At 63.0% G+C, this 16,952-nt stretch carries 17 protein-coding genes; 10 read left to right on the forward strand and 7 right to left on the reverse strand.

From position 1 onward, the window contains the following. Positions 1–117 precede the first annotated feature (117 nt). Complete coding sequence (gene fur / locus DRB87_RS19665) at positions 118–555, forward strand: ferric iron uptake transcriptional regulator (protein WP_017231760.1); 438 nt, start codon at positions 118–120, stop codon at positions 553–555. A 26-nt stretch (positions 556–581) separates the two neighbouring features. Then, complete coding sequence (locus tag DRB87_RS19670; protein WP_130027107.1) at positions 582–1,577, forward strand: hypothetical protein; 996 nt, start codon at positions 582–584, stop codon at positions 1,575–1,577. A gap of 91 nt (positions 1,578–1,668) precedes the next feature. Here the strand turns inward: DRB87_RS19670 and gap are convergent, their stop codons facing one another. Further along, a complete protein-coding gene (gene gap, locus DRB87_RS19675; RefSeq protein WP_017231759.1) occupies positions 1,669–2,679 on the reverse strand; it encodes a type I glyceraldehyde-3-phosphate dehydrogenase in 1,011 nt (336 codons plus the stop codon). Positions 2,680–2,707: 28 nt separating this feature from the next. After that, positions 2,708–4,720 carry a transketolase gene (gene tkt, locus DRB87_RS19680; protein ID WP_130027109.1) on the reverse strand — a complete coding sequence of 671 codons (2,013 nt, stop codon included), beginning with the start codon at positions 4,718–4,720 and terminating at the stop codon, positions 2,708–2,710. 399 nt (positions 4,721–5,119) lie between these two features. On the opposite strand from tkt, the gene DRB87_RS19685 reads away from it, so the two are divergent. The 4 genes from DRB87_RS19685 to DRB87_RS19700 all read left to right on the forward strand — a co-directional run bounded on the left by DRB87_RS19685 (position 5,120) and on the right by DRB87_RS19700 (position 7,918). After that, the gene (locus DRB87_RS19685; protein ID WP_130027110.1) at positions 5,120–5,824 is read left to right on the forward strand and encodes a polyamine aminopropyltransferase; all 705 of its coding nucleotides are present in this window, start codon (positions 5,120–5,122) and stop codon (positions 5,822–5,824) included. A 161-nt stretch (positions 5,825–5,985) separates the two neighbouring features. Then, entirely contained in the window at positions 5,986–6,408 is a 423-nt protein-coding gene (locus DRB87_RS19690) for a glyoxalase/bleomycin resistance/extradiol dioxygenase family protein (RefSeq protein ID WP_130027112.1), read from the forward strand. A gap of 79 nt (positions 6,409–6,487) precedes the next feature. Then, entirely contained in the window at positions 6,488–7,225 is a 738-nt protein-coding gene (locus DRB87_RS19695) for a 16S rRNA (uracil(1498)-N(3))-methyltransferase (protein ID WP_130027114.1), read from the forward strand. A gap of 48 nt (positions 7,226–7,273) precedes the next feature. Continuing rightward, complete coding sequence (locus DRB87_RS19700) at positions 7,274–7,918, forward strand: YidB family protein (protein ID WP_130027116.1); 645 nt, start codon at positions 7,274–7,276, stop codon at positions 7,916–7,918. Positions 7,919–8,085: 167 nt separating this feature from the next. Here the strand turns inward: DRB87_RS19700 and DRB87_RS19705 are convergent, their stop codons facing one another. From DRB87_RS19705 to DRB87_RS19715, 3 genes are all read right to left on the reverse strand, one after another. Further along, entirely contained in the window at positions 8,086–8,592 is a 507-nt protein-coding gene (locus tag DRB87_RS19705) for a barstar family protein (RefSeq protein WP_017231753.1), read from the reverse strand. A gap of 49 nt (positions 8,593–8,641) precedes the next feature. Continuing rightward, a complete protein-coding gene (locus DRB87_RS19710; RefSeq protein ID WP_130027118.1) occupies positions 8,642–9,037 on the reverse strand; it encodes a ribonuclease domain-containing protein in 396 nt (131 codons plus the stop codon). Positions 9,038–9,329: 292 nt separating this feature from the next. Continuing rightward, complete coding sequence (locus DRB87_RS19715; protein ID WP_130027120.1) at positions 9,330–11,633, reverse strand: NADP-dependent malic enzyme; 2,304 nt, start codon at positions 11,631–11,633, stop codon at positions 9,330–9,332. 430 nt (positions 11,634–12,063) lie between these two features. Here DRB87_RS19715 and thiL point away from each other — a divergent pair, with 430 nt between their 5' ends. The 3 genes from thiL (at position 12,064) to DRB87_RS19730 (ending at position 14,223) form a co-directional block, all read left to right on the forward strand. Next, positions 12,064–13,065 (forward strand): thiamine-phosphate kinase, encoded by a 1,002-nt coding sequence (thiL, locus tag DRB87_RS19720; RefSeq protein WP_130027122.1) that lies wholly within the window; start codon positions 12,064–12,066, stop codon positions 13,063–13,065. Continuing rightward, positions 13,062–13,583 carry a phosphatidylglycerophosphatase A gene (locus tag DRB87_RS19725; protein ID WP_130027124.1) on the forward strand — a complete coding sequence of 174 codons (522 nt, stop codon included), beginning with the start codon at positions 13,062–13,064 and terminating at the stop codon, positions 13,581–13,583. The genes thiL and DRB87_RS19725 overlap by 4 nt, the downstream gene beginning before the upstream one ends. 136 nt (positions 13,584–13,719) lie before the next feature. Then, on the forward strand, positions 13,720–14,223 hold the full coding sequence (locus DRB87_RS19730) for a CinA family protein (protein ID WP_130027126.1): 504 nt from the start codon (positions 13,720–13,722) through the stop codon (positions 14,221–14,223). A 55-nt stretch (positions 14,224–14,278) separates the two neighbouring features. On the opposite strand, the gene pyrF is transcribed toward DRB87_RS19730, so the two are convergent. Further along, a complete protein-coding gene (gene pyrF / locus DRB87_RS19735; RefSeq protein WP_130027127.1) occupies positions 14,279–15,091 on the reverse strand; it encodes an orotidine-5'-phosphate decarboxylase in 813 nt (270 codons plus the stop codon). A 178-nt stretch (positions 15,092–15,269) separates the two neighbouring features. On the opposite strand from pyrF, the gene DRB87_RS19740 reads away from it, so the two are divergent. Next, a complete protein-coding gene (locus DRB87_RS19740) occupies positions 15,270–16,145 on the forward strand; it encodes a mechanosensitive ion channel family protein (RefSeq protein WP_130027129.1) in 876 nt (291 codons plus the stop codon). 58 nt (positions 16,146–16,203) lie between these two features. On the opposite strand, the gene mtgA is transcribed toward DRB87_RS19740, so the two are convergent. After that, entirely contained in the window at positions 16,204–16,944 is a 741-nt protein-coding gene (gene mtgA / locus DRB87_RS19745; protein ID WP_130027131.1) for a monofunctional biosynthetic peptidoglycan transglycosylase, read from the reverse strand. Positions 16,945–16,952: the final 8 nt, after the last annotated feature.

Genomic DNA, 16,952 nt, shown 5'->3' on the forward strand with positions numbered 1-16,952 from the left:
CGCCGCCACATCGCCCCCGTTGACGGCACAAACCGTCCCGATTGCCCTGGTTTGCGCCCGGGCAAGGCAAAAAGGCATTATTATTGCGGCTGTATTGTACTCTAGGGACGTAGAGCGATGCCGAATCCCGCCGATCTGAAAAATATCGGACTGAAAGCCACGCTTCCGCGCCTCAAAATTCTGGAGATTTTCCAGAACAGCGAGAGCGAGGTGCACCATTTAACCGCTGAAGACGTCTATCGTCATCTGCTCAACGAAAACCTCGATATCGGTCTGGCCACGGTGTACCGTGTCCTGACGCAGTTCGAGCAAGCGGGCCTATTGTCGCGCAGCAACTTTGAGTCCGGCAAGGCCGTTTTCGAGCTCAACGAAGGCCATCACCACGATCACCTCGTGTGCCTCGACTGCGGGCGTGTCGAAGAGTTCTTCGACGCCGAGATCGAACGCCGCCAGAAAATGATCGCCAAGGAACGTGGCTTCGCGCTCCAGGACCACTCGCTAGCGATGTACGGGAGCTGCACGAAAAACCCCTGCCCGCATCGTCAAAAGAATTAAACGTTGTTTTGGCCGAATGTCTTCTGATGAAGACATTCTGGGATCTTCCCCAAGGCCCAGCCATTGATGCTTTGAGCGCTAATACGCATCCGCCGTCAGAGGCGGTCGAATGTGACCTGCTGGCGCTCCCTACGATATCGAAGCCCCCCATTCTTCACATGAATCACAAAGAATCGCCCAACAACATGGCTCAGAGCGACGACGACGAAATTTCGCTGGCGGATATTCTCGATTTTGCCCGCGACAACGTCAAAGTGATTGCTGGACTTGCCGTGGTCGGCGCCATCATCGGCGTTGGCAGCACCTTTGCACTCCACAAGAAATGGGAAGGCACAGTAACGCTGCAGATCGGACGCGCGGCCGGCTCGCCCGTCGCCGGCCCTGATGGCCCCTTGATCGAGTCGATTCAGCAAACGGTCGGTCGAGTGCAACTGAGCACGTTCCGGGACAAAGTCACCGCAGAGGTACTTCCCCAGTTTCAGGGCGACGAAGCCGCTCTGCGCAAAACCGTTGCCTGGAACGCCATGAAGGCACGGTCGCTTCCGGGTACTGCGTACATCGAGATCACCGCGCGTGGCACGTCGCCCGAGCAAGCCGAACAGGTCCTCAACGCCGCATCGCAACGAATCGAAACCGAACACGCGGCAATCCTCGAACGCGCACGCATGCTTCCCAAGCAGCAGTTGAGCGTCATTGACACCGCCATTGAGGCGAACACCAAAGCGCAGGAGCAATTGAGCGCCGCATTGGCTCGATCGAAAAATTCGGATTCGGTCATCGCGTTGGGCGCATTGCAGAGCAGCCGGACAGAACGTGCGACGCTCAACGAAAGTCGCTTTCGCGTCTCACAGATGCTTGCCCCGGATCAGTCGTACAACACGCGCATCGTCAGCGCAATTCAGGTCGGCCAGAACGCCGTCTTTCCCCGAAAATCGTACTTCGGCCTCGGCGGGCTGGTGTTGGGCGCCGTCGTCGGCGTTATCGTCGGCCTCTGCCGCAAGGGCCGCGCACGCAGCGCATAAACCGCGAAATCCCAGCACAACGCCGCGCAAAAACGAAAAAGCCGCTGTCTCACGACAGCGGCTTTTTTTTACGACTGGGCGTCAAACGCGATTACTTCGCCGACATGAGCGCAACGGTCGTGTCGAGCATGCGGTTCGAGAAGCCCCACTCGTTGTCGTACCACGAGCCAACCTTCACCAGGCGGCCCGACACCTTGGTCAGCGTGCCGTCGAAGTTCGACGAGGCCGGGTTGTGGTTGAAGTCGACCGACACCAGCGGTGCCGTGTTGTACGTTGCGATGGCCTTGAGCGAACCCTCGGCCGCTTCCTTCAGAATCGCGTTGACTTCGTCAACCGTCGTGTCGCGCTTGGCAACGAAGGACAGATCGACGATCGACACGTTGATCGTCGGAACGCGAATGGCGTAACCGTCGAGCTTGCCATTGAGTTCCGGCAACACCAGACCGACGGCCGACGCGGCGCCCGTCTTGGTCGGGATCATGCTCATCGTGGCCGAGCGCGCACGACGCAGGTCTTCGTGATAGACGTCCGTCAACACCTGATCGTTGGTATAGGCATGCACCGTCGTCATCAGGCCCGTTTCCAGACCGATCTTCTCGTGCAGCGGCTTGACCAGCGGCGCCAGGCAGTTCGTGGTGCACGAGGCGTTCGAGATGACCGTATCGGTCGACTTAAGCACGCCTTCGTTCACGCCGAACACGATCGTGGCGTCGACATCCTTGCCGCCCGGGGCCGAGATAATGACCTTCTTCGCGCCGCCCTTCAGGTGAGCGCCAGCCTTTTCCTTCGTCGTGAAGAAGCCCGTGCACTCAAGCACGACGTCCACGCCCAGCTCGCCCCACGGCAGTTCGGCCGGGTTGCGGTTGGCCAGCACGCGAATCTTGTCGCCGTTGACGATCATGAAATCGCCGTCGACCGACACCGTGCCCGGGAACTTGCCGTGCGCCGTGTCGTATTGCGTCAGGTGAGCGTTCGTCTGCGCGTTGCCGAGATCGTTGATGGCGACGATTTCGATGTCGTGCTTCTTACCACCTTCATAATGGGCACGCAGCACGTTGCGGCCGATACGGCCGTAGCCGTTGATAGCGACGCGAATGGTCATGGGGGTTTCTCCGTAAGGTCTAACGAAATCAGCCAAGCACGGACTTGACCGTCGCGACCACGTGGTCGACGGTGAAGCCGAAGTGTTTGAACAGCACGCCGGCCGGGGCCGACTCGCCGAAGGTGTCGATGCCGACCACGCCGCCTTCCAGGCCGACGTACTTATGCCAATACGCCGTCACACCGGCTTCGATCGCCACGCGCGACACGCCACGCGGCAGCACGCGCTCGCGATACGCCTTGTCCTGACGGTCGAACACGTTGGCCGACGGCATCGACACGACACGCGCCGCGATGCCCTCGGCGGCCAACGCCTCGGCGCCCTTGAGCGCCAGCTCGATTTCCGAGCCGGTCGCGATCAGCACGATCTTCGGATTCGCCACGTCACGCAGCACATAGCCGCCACGACGGATATCGGCAATCTGCGCATCGTCACGCGAGACGAACGGCAGGTTCTGACGGCTGAGCACCAGGCTCGACGGACCATCGTGACGCTCGACGGCTGCCACCCAGGCGACTGCCGTCTCCGTCGTATCGCAGGGACGCCACACGTCCATCTGCGGGATCAGGCGCAGGCTCGAAACGTGCTCGATGGACTGGTGCGTCGGACCGTCTTCACCCAGGCCGATCGAGTCGTGCGTGAACACGAAGATCGAGCGCAACTTCATCAGCGCCGCCATACGCAGCGCATTGCGGCTGTAGTCCGAGAACGTCAGGAACGTTCCACCGAACGGGATGTAGCCGCCATGCAGCGCCATGCCGTTCATGATGGCGCTCATGCCGAACTCGCGCACGCCGTAGTTGATGTGATTGCCAAACTGCACGCCTTCCGCGTTGGCGCGCACCGCCTTGCTGGCCTTCCAATTCGTGAGGTTCGAGCCGGTCAGGTCAGCCGAGCCACCCAGGAACTCCGGCAGTACGGCGGCCAGACCTTCGATCGCAAGCTGCGAGGCCTTGCGCGTGGCGACCGTCTCGCCCTTCTCGTTGGTCTTGGCGATGAACGCGGCGGCGGCCGACTTGAAGTCGCCGGGCAGCTCGCCCTTCATGCGACGCTCAAATTCGGCGGCCTCTGCCGGGAACTGGCTGCGGTAGGCGGCAAAGCGCTCGTTCCATGCGCCTTCGGCGCGCTGACCGGCGGCCTTGGCATCCCATGCGGCGTAGACATCGGCCGGCAGCTCGAACGGCGGCAGGTGCCAACCGAGCGACGCGCGCGTGGCGGCGATTTCGTCGGCACCCAACGGCGCGCCGTGCACATCATGACCGCCCTGCTTGTTCGGCGCGCCCTTGCCAATCAACGTCTTGCAGCAGATCAGCGTCGGACGATCCGAGGTCTTGGCCCGCGCAATGGCGGCATCAACGGCGTCGACATCGTGGCCGTCGATGCCGCGAATCACGTTCCAGCCATACGCTTCGAATCGCTTCGGCGTGTCGTCGGCAAACCAGTATTCGACGTCGCCGTCGATCGAGATACCGTTATCGTCGTACAGCGCGATGAGCTTGTTCAGGCGCAGCGTTCCCGCGAGCGAACACGCTTCGTGCGAGATGCCTTCCATCAGACAGCCGTCGCCAAGGAACGCGTACGTGTAGTGGTCGACGATATCGTTACCCGGGCGGTTGAATTCCTTGGCGAGCAGGGCCTCGGCCAGCGCGAAGCCCACCGCGTTGGTGATGCCCTGACCCAGCGGGCCCGTGGTCGTCTCGATGCCCGGCGTGACGCCCACTTCCGGGTGCCCCGGCGTCTTGCTGTGCAGTTGGCGGAAGTGCTTCAGCTCTTCGATCGGCAGGTCATAGCCCGTCAGATGCAGCAACGAATAGATGAGCATCGAGCCGTGACCGTTCGACAGCACGAAGCGGTCGCGATCGAACCAATGCGGGTTGACGGGGTTGTGCTTGAGGTGACGGCCCCAGAGAGCGACCGCGATATCGGCCATGCCCATCGGCGCGCCAGGGTGACCGGAGTTGGCCTGTTGGACCGCGTCCATGGAGAGGACGCGAATGGCAGAGGCCATCAGCGCAGGCGTAGCAGAAGAGGAGTTCGTCATGGTGAACAGCCGGAAGAGCGGGCGTGCCCCCGTTGCCGCGAGCTGCCGCGCGAAATTCGAATGCGGAATAAAGTCCAAGATTTTACCAGATACGGCCGTTGCCCGGGTCGCTCGCGGCGAACTTCCCCAAATGACGGGAACGTGGAATCATGCAAAGAACAGGCATGATCGCCACCCATTAGAGGAAGTTGCCTCGCCAATGCCCGCCAAACGTGACATCAGCGACGACCTATCGACCGCCGCATTGCGCCCGTGCACGGCGCCGCTCGGGCCTTGGGCCGGTTATGTGTTCGCCGCGCGCCCGGTATTCGCCGCCACGTCGGCCTATCAGCACATCGAGGTCGTGGATTTGCCGGCATTCGGGCACTTGGGCGGGCGTATCGACTCGACGGCCGGTTCATGGCTTCGCTCGCCGATGCGCATATCTGCCACGAATGCATGGTGCATCCGCTCTTGCTTGCGCACGGCAACGCCCAGCGTGTGTTGGTGCTTGGCGGGGGTGATGGCGGCTCGGCCCGCGAAGCCTTGCGTCACCCGAGCGTGCGCGAGGTTGTCGTCGCCGAACTCGATGCCCAGGTGCCCGCGACGATCCTGCAGTACATGCCGACGTTGGCGGACGGCGCATTCGACGATCCGCGCACCACGCTTGTCATCGGCGACGCCCGGGTTCTCGTCGACGCCGCGCTGGCTCGCGCAGAAGCGTTCGACGCCGTGATTCTCGACCTGACCGACGCTGACGGCGAAGCGGCCACGCTGCACGGCGCGCCGTTCTTCGCCAAACTCCGCGCGTTACTCGGCCCACGCGGCGCTATCGCCCTGCAACTCGGGGCGCCATGGTTCGAAGCCGATCAAGTCGCACGCATGCTCGATGCCCTGCGCTCGGTGTTCAAATTTGTCCAGCCGATAAACACGTATGTGCCGCTGTACGGCACGTTGTGGGCGCTCGCGTTCGCCAGCGATTCGCTCGACGTGCGAGGTAGCGAGGCAACCGTTGCCACGCAGGCTCTGCTATCGCGAGAATCCCTGCGCCACTATTCGCCGGCCCGGCGTGCCGCGCTTTTCGACATCCCGCCGGAACTGATGGCCGTGTTCGGCGATCGATAACAAACCGCGCGACGACGAGATGACGCGACGCAAGTGAACCAAGCCCGCATTCCTTGTATATTGAAAACTCATCGCAACCCTTGGCGGCGGACCGTTCGCGTATGCAAGCGCCAGGACGCGTCTGCTTTGTCCACAGCCGAAGCTCATACCGGAGCACCGTCATGCCCGATCCCCGCCCCGCCCATGTGCCGTGGTTGACGCCCTACCTGACCGTTCGCGACGCCAGGGCGGCCGCGACGTTCTATGCGCAGGCGTTCGGCTTCTCGGTGCATGACATGGTGAACGACGACGGCATCGTCATGCACGTGGAAATGTTTTATCAAGGGCAATTGATCGTGATGTTCGCCCCCGAGGGCGCGTTCGCGAGCACCGCGCGCACACCGCGCACCTCCGGTGTGGAGGCGTCGCAGAGCTTCTATGTCTATACGGAAGACGTCGATGCGCTATACGCGCAGGCGATCGCCGCCGGCGCGAAGGGGCTAACGCCTCCCAGCGACCAATTCTGGGGCGACCGCTTTTGCCAACTGGAAGACCCGGACGGCTATCGCTGGGGCTTCGCCCGCCCCGTCGCTGCGCGAAGCTGAGCCGTTTCTCCCTCTGGCGTTGGGGTATGCTTCTGTCCCCGGCGCCACGCCCGACCGCTCCCTTTCGACTCCCGTCCGTATGCCTCGCTTCTTTATCGATGTGCCGCTGCACGCCGGCTCACTGCTTGATCTTCCCGAGACGGTGGTGCGTCACGTTCACGTGTTGCGCCTGAAGATCGGCGATGCGCTCACGCTTTTCGACGGCACGGGCGGCCAGTATCCGGCAGTGCTCACGACGCTGGAAAAGCGCCACGCCACGGCGCAACTCGGCGAACGGGAGGCGCGCGAGGTGGAGACGCCGTACCGCGTCACCCTGGCACAGGGCATCGCTGGCGGCGACAAGATGGACTGGCTGATGGAAAAGGCCATCGAGCTGGGCGTGACGGACATTCAGCCGCTGATCACCGAGCGCTCGGTGATCCGGCTCGACGGAGAACGTGCGGCGAAGCGCGTTGCCCATTGGCAGGCCCTGGCACAGGCCGCTTGCGAACAATGCGGCCGAAATCGCGTGCCACGCGTCCTGCCGATTCGCCCGATCGGCGCTTGGCTGCGCGAGCAAGGCGCGGTGACAGACGACGGATGGCGTGTGCTATTGTCACCCAGAGCGGACAGCGGTTTCGACTCGCTGCCGCTGCACGCACCGTCTCAGCCAGGCGTTTTGCTGTTCGGCCCGGAAGGCGGACTGGCACCGCACGAAGAATCCCTCGCGCGGGAGGCCGGTTTTACGGCGATTCACCTGGGCGAACGCATCTTGCGAACTGAAACGGCGGGTATCGCGGTCCTCGCGGCATTGGCCGCGCGCTGGGGCGGTTGGTAAGCCTCGACGATTTGAACATTGGCTTCACAAGCCTAAAGGAGTCATCCCATGGGTATCCTGGATTCCATTCTCGGCGGCATTTCTGGCAACTCGGCCGAAGGCGGTAACGGTGGCGGCGGCAATACCAAAATGTTGCTGCTGATGGGTTTGCTGGCGATGATCGCCAACCGTTCCGGCAACGCGCAGGCACAGGGCGGTCAAGGCGGCGACCTGATCGGCTCATTGGGGGGCGCACTCAGCGGGATGCTGGGCGGCGCGGCGGCGGGCGGCGGTGGTGCCGGCGGTCTTGGCGGTTTGCTGGGCGGGCTGCTGGGCGGAGGACAAGCACCGCAGCAGGATGCCGCCGGCAACCCCGCGACATCCCCTGGTGACTTGGTGGGCGCGCTCGGCGGACTGGGCGGACTGACGCAGGTGCTGGAAAACGGCGGCCTGGGCGATGCGATGCGCTCGTGGGTCGGCACCGGCAGCAATCAGCCAGTGTCGGCCGATCAGGTGGCCCAGGCGCTTGGCCCGGGAGGACATCTGCAGCAACTGGCCGATTCGGCGGGCGTAAGCCAGGATGAGGCAGCACAGCAGTTGTCATCGCTGCTGCCGGAGGTGGTCAATCACCTCACCCCGAACGGCGATCTACCGCAAGGTCATCTCGACCTCGCGAGTCTCGCCCAGCAATTCCTCGGTGGACGACCCGGTTGAGGCAAGGCCATCCAGGCATCAGATAATCCCAGGCTGAAAACGTAAAAAGGTCCGCAATGCGGACCTTTTTCGTGAGGCTGACGTGACGCATGTTCGCGTCGGGGCGAGACCGGTGACGTCAGACGATGTTTCCGAGGCCACTCACCGACGATTCGCGTGGCGGCCCGTCAGGCAAACGAGTAAAAGACGCGGAACGTGATACGACGCTCCGCCCAGAACTCGGCGGCATCGCGAAACACGTCCAGCAGGGTTTCACGACCGTCCTTATCGAACTTCGTCGCCACCGGCAATCCCTCGAGCACGACGACAAAACCGGGCTGCGGGCCAGCGTGATGCACCAGATCGGTCAGACAATCGTGCAAGGCGTCGTAATTCTTTCCGAAATGCTTGGGAAACAGGAACGACGTGGCGATCGTCTCCAGCACCTCGGCCTTGCTCTGCGCCTGCGAACAATTGGCGTAGAGGAAGTGCTGCCCGAGTCGCTCGGCCTCTGCGGCCAATTCCGGCACGCGGAATGCGCGGATCGACTGCACGATATTCGGCCTGACGGTCTTGAAAAGACTCATATCTCCCTCTTCCGATAAGGTATGGCGGCGGCCGGCCCGCGCGACAGCATGCAGGCCCAGCACCTGCTTGAACAAGTTGCCCTCGCCCGCACCGAATGGATCTGCCATACGATCTTTCCCGCGTTCCTGTGCGAAAACCGGCTCACTCATACTGCTGTCATTCCCTTATGCGTCTAAAGCTGTTGTAGTGATCTTGTGTGTAGTAACAAGGATCGACCGACCGCTGGTCCCCGCCACAGATGATGCGTCTGGCGCCCCGATTGCGGGCACCGGGGGTCGGCACCGTATATTCATGGTAATAGCCACGCCGCATTTTGGGCAGCCGCTTTTCGTAGTTCCCGAACACAACGCCGTCTTTGGCGTAGGGGAACGGCCCGCCCTGGGCAATCAGCGTCAGCGTGCGCTGTGCTTCGCGAGGCAACTCGGCAACGGACACTGTGACCGTTGAACCCGTGACGTATGGCGCGGTTTCGCGCGCCACAGCATTGGACCACAGAAACACACTACCAGCCGCCGTCAGCGCCACGATGCTCCGGTGAAGCCAACGTGCCATGGTCATAGCTAGCCTGTCGCCCGACGTCGTATTGCGCCGCGGGCTTGTTCTGGTGGTTGAAGCCGTAAGGTTATCGCTATTGGTCCAGAGAATCAATGTCGGCTTACATTTTGCAACGAAACAACGCCACAAATTATTGAAAATAAAGGATTTTCAAGAGAGTGAGCGCACACATGACGGCGTGAGTGCGCAAAATGTCTCGCCGGAATGCAAATCGCCGCCCCCAAAAGGGGCGGCGATTTGTCGCTAACATGTGCCGAACGGTGGCGAACCGCCGCGCGCTCGCCAGACGTCAGCGCGCCTGTTGTTGCGCCGCCGCATCGGCCACCACCAGCGCCACCATGTTGATGATGCGTCGCACCGTGGCCGACTCGGTCAGGATATGCACCGGCTTGGCAGCGCCCAGCAAGATCGGCCCGATCGCCACGTTATTGCCCGCCGCCGTCTTGAGCAGATTGTACGCAATGTTCGCGGCGTCGATATTCGGCATGATGAGCAGGTTCGCAGCACCGGTCAGCGTCGACTCCGGCATGATGCGTGCGCGCAGTTCCGGGTCGAGAGCGCAATCGCCGTGCATTTCGCCATCAACTTCCAGATCGGGCGCACGTTCCTGCAGGATCGCCAGCGTTTCGCGCATCTTACGGGCGCACGCGGCGTCGCTGGTACCGAAGTTCGAATGCGACAACAAGGCCACCTTCGGCTGGATACCGAAGCGGCGAATCTCCTCGGCGGCCATCAACGTGATTTCGGCCAGTTCCTCTGCGCTCGGATCCTGATTGATGTGCGTATCGACCAGGAATATCTGGCGGTTCGGCAAAATCAGGGCATTCATCGCCGCATAGACGTGCCCGCCAGCCCGCTTGCCGATCACGCGATCGATGAAATGCAGATGACGACCCGGCGTCGACACCGTGCCGCAGATCATGCCGTCGGCTTCGCCCTTGCGCACCAACATGGCGGCAATCAGGGTCGTGCGGCGACGCATCTCGACGCGCGCATAAGACGCCGTCACGCCCTTGCGGTTGGTCAACTGGTGATACGTTTCCCAGTAATCGCGATAGCGCTCGTCGTGCTCCGGGTTCACGACGGTGAAGTCGACACCCGGTGTCAGGCGCAGGCCATATTGCTGAACACGGTGCTCGATCACGGCCGGGCGCCCCACCAGGATCGGCGTGGCGACACGTTCATCCACAAGCACCTGTACGGCACGCAGCACGCGCTCCTCTTCGCCCTCGGCAAACGCAATCCGTTTCATGTTGGCAGGCACGCTGCGCGCCACCGAGAACAGCGGCTTCATCAGACCGCCGCTGTGGTACACGAACTGCTGGAGCGATTGCGCATAGGCTTCCACATCCGCAAGGGGACGCGTGGCGACACCGGCAGCCATCGCCGCTTCGGCCACCGCGGTCGCGACCTTGACCAGTAGACGCGGATCGAACGGTTTCGGAATCAGATAGTCGGGGCCGAACGACAGGTTTTTGATCCCGTAGGCCGACGCCACGATATCGCTCTGCTCCTGACGCGCCAATTCCGCCAGCGCATTCACCGCCGCGATTTCCATCGAGCGCGTGATCGTCGTGGCGCCAACATCGATCGCACCGCGGAAGATGAACGGAAAGCAAAGGACGTTATTGACCTGATTCGGGTAATCGGTGCGGCCCGTCGCCATCACGCAATCCGGACGCACTTCCTTCGCAAGTTCCGGTGTGATCTCTGGATTCGGGTTGGCCAGCGCGAAGATCAGCGGCTTGTCGGCCATCGTCTTGACCATTTCCGGCTTCAGCACGCCGGCAGCCGACAGCCCGAGAAACACGTCGGCGCCGCCAATCACGTCGGCCAGCCCGCGCGCATCGGTCTTTTGCGAGAACCGGATCTTCTCCGGATCCATCAGTTCGGTGCGGCCCTCGTACACCACCCCCGCCAGGTCCGTCACCCAGATGTTCTCGATGGACAGCCCCATGTCGACGAGCAGGTCCAGGCACGCAAGCGCGGCTGCGCCCGCGCCCGACGTTACCACCTTCACGGACTTCAGATCCTTGCCGACGACCTTCAGGCCGTTGATGAGCGCGGCGGCCACCACGATCGCCGTGCCGTGCTGATCGTCGTGAAAGACCGGAATCTTCATGCGCTCGCGCAACTTGCGCTCGACGATGAAGCACTCGGGCGCCTTGATATCTTCGAGGTTGATGGCGCCGAAGGTCGGCTCCAGCGCCGCAATGATGTCAACGAGCTTTTCGGGGTCTTTCTCGTCGACTTCGATATCGAACACGTCGATATTCGCGAATTTCTTGAACAATACGCCCTTGCCTTCCATCACCGGCTTGGATGCCAGCGGGCCGATATCACCCAGCCCAAGTACAGCCGTGCCGTTCGTGATCACGCCGACCAGATTGCCACGCGCCGTGTAGCGCGATGCATTGAGCGGGTCGACGACGATCTCCTCACACGCGGCGGCAACGCCCGGCGAATACGCCAGCGCCAGATCGCGCTGGTTGAGCAACTGCTTGGTCGGCGCGATGGCGATTTTGCCGGGCGTGGGAAATTCGTGATACTCGAGCGCAGCTTCGCGCAGTTTCGGATCGATCGGCGTGGGCATGAGGGGAGGCTCTTGACGAACAAAATGGGGTCGGATTTTCAGTGCAAATTGTAGCCCCATTTATTCACGCCACTTATGCAAAAAGCGAATAGGGGCTGCACCTGCGCGGTACGGCTTCCTCGCCGATAGTGGCCAAAATTGCTGGCGATTTCAACGCTGCGCTGCACCATCGCCCGCCTTTTCGGACCACGGACGTCTCGCAACGTGGGGGGATCCGAGACCGGCATGAGAATCCGTCTGAATTCCGGGTGTCCGTGCTTTGTCCGCTTGGGAAAGCCGGGGTCGCCTCTTAGAATAGGGTCTTGCCTGTGCATCACCGCAGCCCTTTACTCATTGCCCACCGCCTAATGCTCCCTGGCGTCGCGCGTTGCACCGGAGTGGTCCCGCAACGCGATGCGCTCGGTCCAGGCGGGCAACCGCGCCGTTGCTCATGACCCAGACGTCTGCCTCAACTTCACCGCTGTCCGAGTTCTCGCTGATCGACCGCTTCTTCGCCCACGCTACCCGGCCGGGCGAGCATGTGACGCTCGGCATTGGAGACGACTGCGCGTTGCTGCGTCCCCCCGCCGGCGAGCAGCTCGCGATTTCGACCGACATGCTCGTGGAGGGCCGCCACTTTTTTGCCGACGTCGACCCGCGCGCGCTTGGTCACAAGACCCTCGCGGTCAATCTGTCGGATCTCGCGGCCATGGGCGCGCGGCCCATGGGCTTCACATTGGCGATTGCCCTGCCCGAGAGCGACCCGGCCTGGCTCGCGCCCTTTGCCGAGGGCCTGTCGGCGTTGGCCGACCGTTACGCCTGCCCGCTTGTCGGCGGTGACACCACGCGCGGCCCACGCAATCTTTGCGTGACCGTCTTCGGCAGCGTGCCCGGCGCCCAGGCGTTGCGTCGCGACGCCGCGCAGCCCGGCGACGACATCTGGGTCTCCGGCACCCTCGGCGATGCCCGGCTGGCGCTTGGTGCGATACGTGGGGAATGGACCTTGTCGGACGTCGATCTCGCCCTCGCGCGCCGCGCGCTGGACTGGCCCGAGCCGCAGGTGACACTCGGACTGGCGCTGCGCGGCGTGGCTCGCGCCGCCCTCGACATCTCCGATGGGCTGCTGGGCGACCTCGGCCATATTCTGGAGCGCTCCGGCGTGAGCGCGACGGTGAACGTCGATGATGTACCGTGCTCCGACCTGCTGACCGCGCAAACGCCGGCGATTCAGAGAATGTGTGCGCTGGCGGGCGGCGACGACTATCAACTGGGCTTCTGCGCCGACCGTGCGCAACGGCCGCATATCGAGGCGATCGGCAACGAACTCGGCATACGCCTCACGCGTATCGGTACAATAGCGCTTCCCGACGCGCGCCTCGCCCGGCTCCACCTCCAAGACAAGACTGGCGCGTCCGTCGCTGCCGATTTCAAAAGTTTCGACCATTTCCAATGAGCACTGATCAACCGGCCGCCGTCAACTCGGGCAGCGGCCCGCGCCGGCCGAACTCGCGGTTCCTGCTGTCGCACCCTGCCCACCTCTTTTCGCTCGGCTTTGGCACGGGCCTGTCGGCGTTCGCGCCGGGCACCGTGGGCACGCTTTTCGGATGGGCATCGTATCTGGTGCTCAATCTGTACCTGACGGTCACGGGGTGGGGCGTGCTGATCGCCGCGTCCATCGCTGGCGGCATCTGGATCTGCGCCTACACGGCGCGCAAACTTGGCACATCGGATCCGAGCCCCGTCGTCTGGGACGAGATTGTCGCGTTCTGGATCGTGCTGCTGCTCATTACGCCGGCGAGCTTTGTCGGCCAATTGGTGGCCTTCGTGCTGTTCCGATTCTTCGACGCCGTCAAGCCGCCGCCGATCCGATATTTCGACCGCACGGTCAAGGGTGGCCTCGGCATCATGCTGGACGATCTCGTCGCCGCCTTTTGCACGTTGCTCGTCATTGCGCTGTGGCGCTCGATCTGATCGACCGGGCTTGCCGCCGCGCGATGGTGCAAGCCGCATCATTCATGACGGGTGCCTCGCTGGCGTCGTCCCCGCGGGTACGCGCACCGATACCCGTTACCTATTCGTTGCATTGACTTATTGAAGGCGCCGTCCCGTGGTCTCCGAACAAAATCTTCTGGCCCAACTGTCGGTCAAAGTCGGCAATCGTCTGCGTGACGAACGCCTGATGCTGACCACGGCCGAGTCATGCACCGGCGGCCTCGTTGCGGTAGCAATCACCGACGTTTCCGGTAGCAGCCAATGGTTCGAGCGTGGCTTCGTGACGTATTCGAACCAAGCCAAGTCCGAAATGATCGGCGTTCCGCCTGAATTGATCGACAAGCACGGCGCCGTGAGCGAACCGGTGGCACGTGCCATGGCCGAAGGCGCACTGCTGAACAGTCGTGCACAGATCTCGCTGTCGATCACCGGCGTGGCCGGACCGGGCGGCGGTTCGCCCGAAAAACCGGTGGGTATGGTGTGCTTCGCGTGGAGCAACCGCGTCACGACCCTTGTCGAGACGAAGCGCTTCAAGGGCGATCGCACACAGGTGCGCAGTCAGGCCGCACAGCACGCGCTGCGCGGTGTCGTCGAATTCCTCGACCAGGCCGAGGCGTAATCGTCGCGCCGCCCTGCGACGTTTGACGACGTCCGCGCATCGGCACGCGGACCGATCATCGATAGGCGTTGATGCTGTCGCGCGTCTTTTGCGCAGCGGTGGCAGCCGCCGCAGCGAAGTGCTCGTCGCGACCGGCGTAGATGATGGCACGCGACGAGTTGATCATCATGCCCGTCCCGTTCGCGGTGCGACCGGCTTTGACCGTCGCTTCGACGTCCCCGCCCTGAGCACCCACGCCGGGAATCAGCAGCGGCATATCGCCGACGATGCTGCGCACGGCAGCGATTTCTGCCGGGAACGTCGCCCCCACCACCAGGCTGATCTGCCCGCTCGTATTCCACGGCCCAGCGGCCAGGCGCGCCACCGTCTGATACAGCGGTTTGCCGTCGACATCGAGGAATTGCAGATCGCTGCCGCCCGGGTTCGACGTACGGCACAGCACGACGACACCCTTCTCGGCGTGCGCCAGATACGGCTCCAGCGAATCGAAGCCCATATAGGGATTCACCGTCACGGCGTCGGCACGATAGCGCTCGAACGCTTCGCGCGCATACTGCTCGGCGGTGCTGCCGATGTCGCCACGCTTGGCGTCCAGAATCACTGGCAGGCCCGGATGATCGGCGTGGATATGGGCGATCAGCCGTTCGAGCTGCTCCTCGGCGCGATGCGCGGCGAAATAGGCAATCTGCGGCTTGAATGCACACGCGTAGGCGGCAGTGGCATCCACAATCTGGCGACAGAACTCGAAAATCGCGTCCGGCTGCGCTTGCAGATGCGCGGGAATGCGCGACGGCTCGGGATCCAGGCCCACGCAAAGCAGAGAATTGTTGCGCGTCCAGGCCGCGTTAAGTACTTCGGTGAATGTCATGACGGGGTTCCGGCGGGGTTCCGGCGGCGGTATTCCGACGGCGGGTGATTCGAGACTGATTCGTTCCAGCAAGGCCGACATTTTACCTGCTCCGCGTGCCGGCCGAACCAATCCGCGCGCTTCGCGTCAATCTTGATATCGGTGCTCTCGGGCCCCCATCAACACGGAGAACCCCCATATGACTGAGGTTACCCCCCCTCTCGCGTCCTTCGACGCCGTGATGGGCTTTCTCGCGGCCAACGCCGTCCGCTACGGTCTGTCGCTAGTACAGGCCGTGTTGATTCTGTTGATCGGCTTCTGGATCGCAAAGCGATTGGCGCGCTTCGTACACCGAACGCTGAGCCGTTCACCACACTTCGACGCAACGCTCAAGCCGCTCATCGAGTCGATCGCGCTGTGGTCGGTGCGCATCATCACGCTCGTTGCCGTGCTCGCTCAATTCGGTGTGCAGACCGCCAGCATCATCGCGGTGCTGGGCGCGGCAGGCCTGGCCATCGGTCTGGCACTGCAGGGCACGTTGCAGAATATTGCGGCGGGCACGATGCTGCTGGTACTGCGACCGTTCCGCAACGGCGACTACATCACGGCCGGCACGACGGTGGCCGGCACGGTCGACGAGATTGGCTTGTTCACCACCACCCTCACGAATGCCGACGGCATCTACGTCTGTGTGCCGAACAACCAAATCTGGGGCCAGCCGATCACGAACTACAGCCGCAATGCCACGCGTCGCATGGAGGTCACCGTGGGCATCGCGCTCGACGACGATCTCGATACCGCCATGACGGCACTGCGTGCCCACGTGGCAGAGGACGCGCGAGTGCTCGACAAACCGGCACCGGAAGTCATGGTCAAGCAGGTCAGCGACAGCGCGGTGATTGTGAACGTACGGGTATGGTCGTTACTGGGTAACTACTGGGGCCTCTATTGGGATCTGCAGCGCGGCGTCAAGGACACGGTCGAGGCCGTGGGTTGCTCGCTCCCGTATCCGACGCGCACTGTCATGCACGTGCCAGCACAGCCGATGCCGGACGCGGCCCCCTCGCGACACTAGCCCCACACACGCCCGAGCTCGCCCGTCGGGCGAAAGTCTGCGCGCGGGGGCTATCGACCTACTGTGGCAACTCCGCCGCGCCCATGCGACGCGCGATCACGCCGGCGCGTTGCGCAAGGTACGGCGAATTGCGATGGGCATCGAAGTAGCGCGGGCGCGGCAACATCACCGCCAGCCGCGCCGCCTGCCAAGCGGAGAGCTTCGAGGCCGGAATGCCGTAGTAGTGGCGTGCCGCGGCCTCGGCACCGAACACACCCTCGCCCCACTCCACCGAATTGAGATAGATCTCGAAGATCCGCTGCTTTGTCATCCAGAACTCGAGCATCCACGTGATGCTCAATTCTTCGGCCTTGCGCAGGTAACTTCGCTCGCTCGACAGGAACAGATTCTTCGCCAGTTGCTGCGAGAGGGTCGAGCCGCCCGCGACGATGCGCCCCTTCTTCTGATTCTTCTCCCACGCGCCGAGCATCGCGTCGATCTCGAAGCCATCGTGATTGACAAAGTTCGCGTCCTCGCTCGCGATGATGGCGCGCTTCAGATGTCGCGAAATCTGGTCGTAAGGCACCCATTGGTGCTTGAGCGTCGCCGTCGGATCCGTTTCATGCAATCGCGCGGCGGCCGCGCGCATAAACGCCGTCGACGACGGATCGAAACGCACCCACCAGCCAATCTGCACGAAGTAATAGAGCTGCGTGGCAAGCACGCCCACGAAGACCAACGTGACGACGTAGGCCGTCCACTGCCACGGTCCCCAGCGGCGATGGCGGGTCGTGCGCGAAGCGCGTCGCGGTGCAGCCATCGGCAATG

Origin of the sequence: Pandoraea sp. XY-2 (assembly GCF_004193915.1) — a bacterium.
Taxonomy (GTDB): Bacteria; Pseudomonadota; Gammaproteobacteria; order Burkholderiales; family Burkholderiaceae; genus Pandoraea; species Pandoraea cepalis.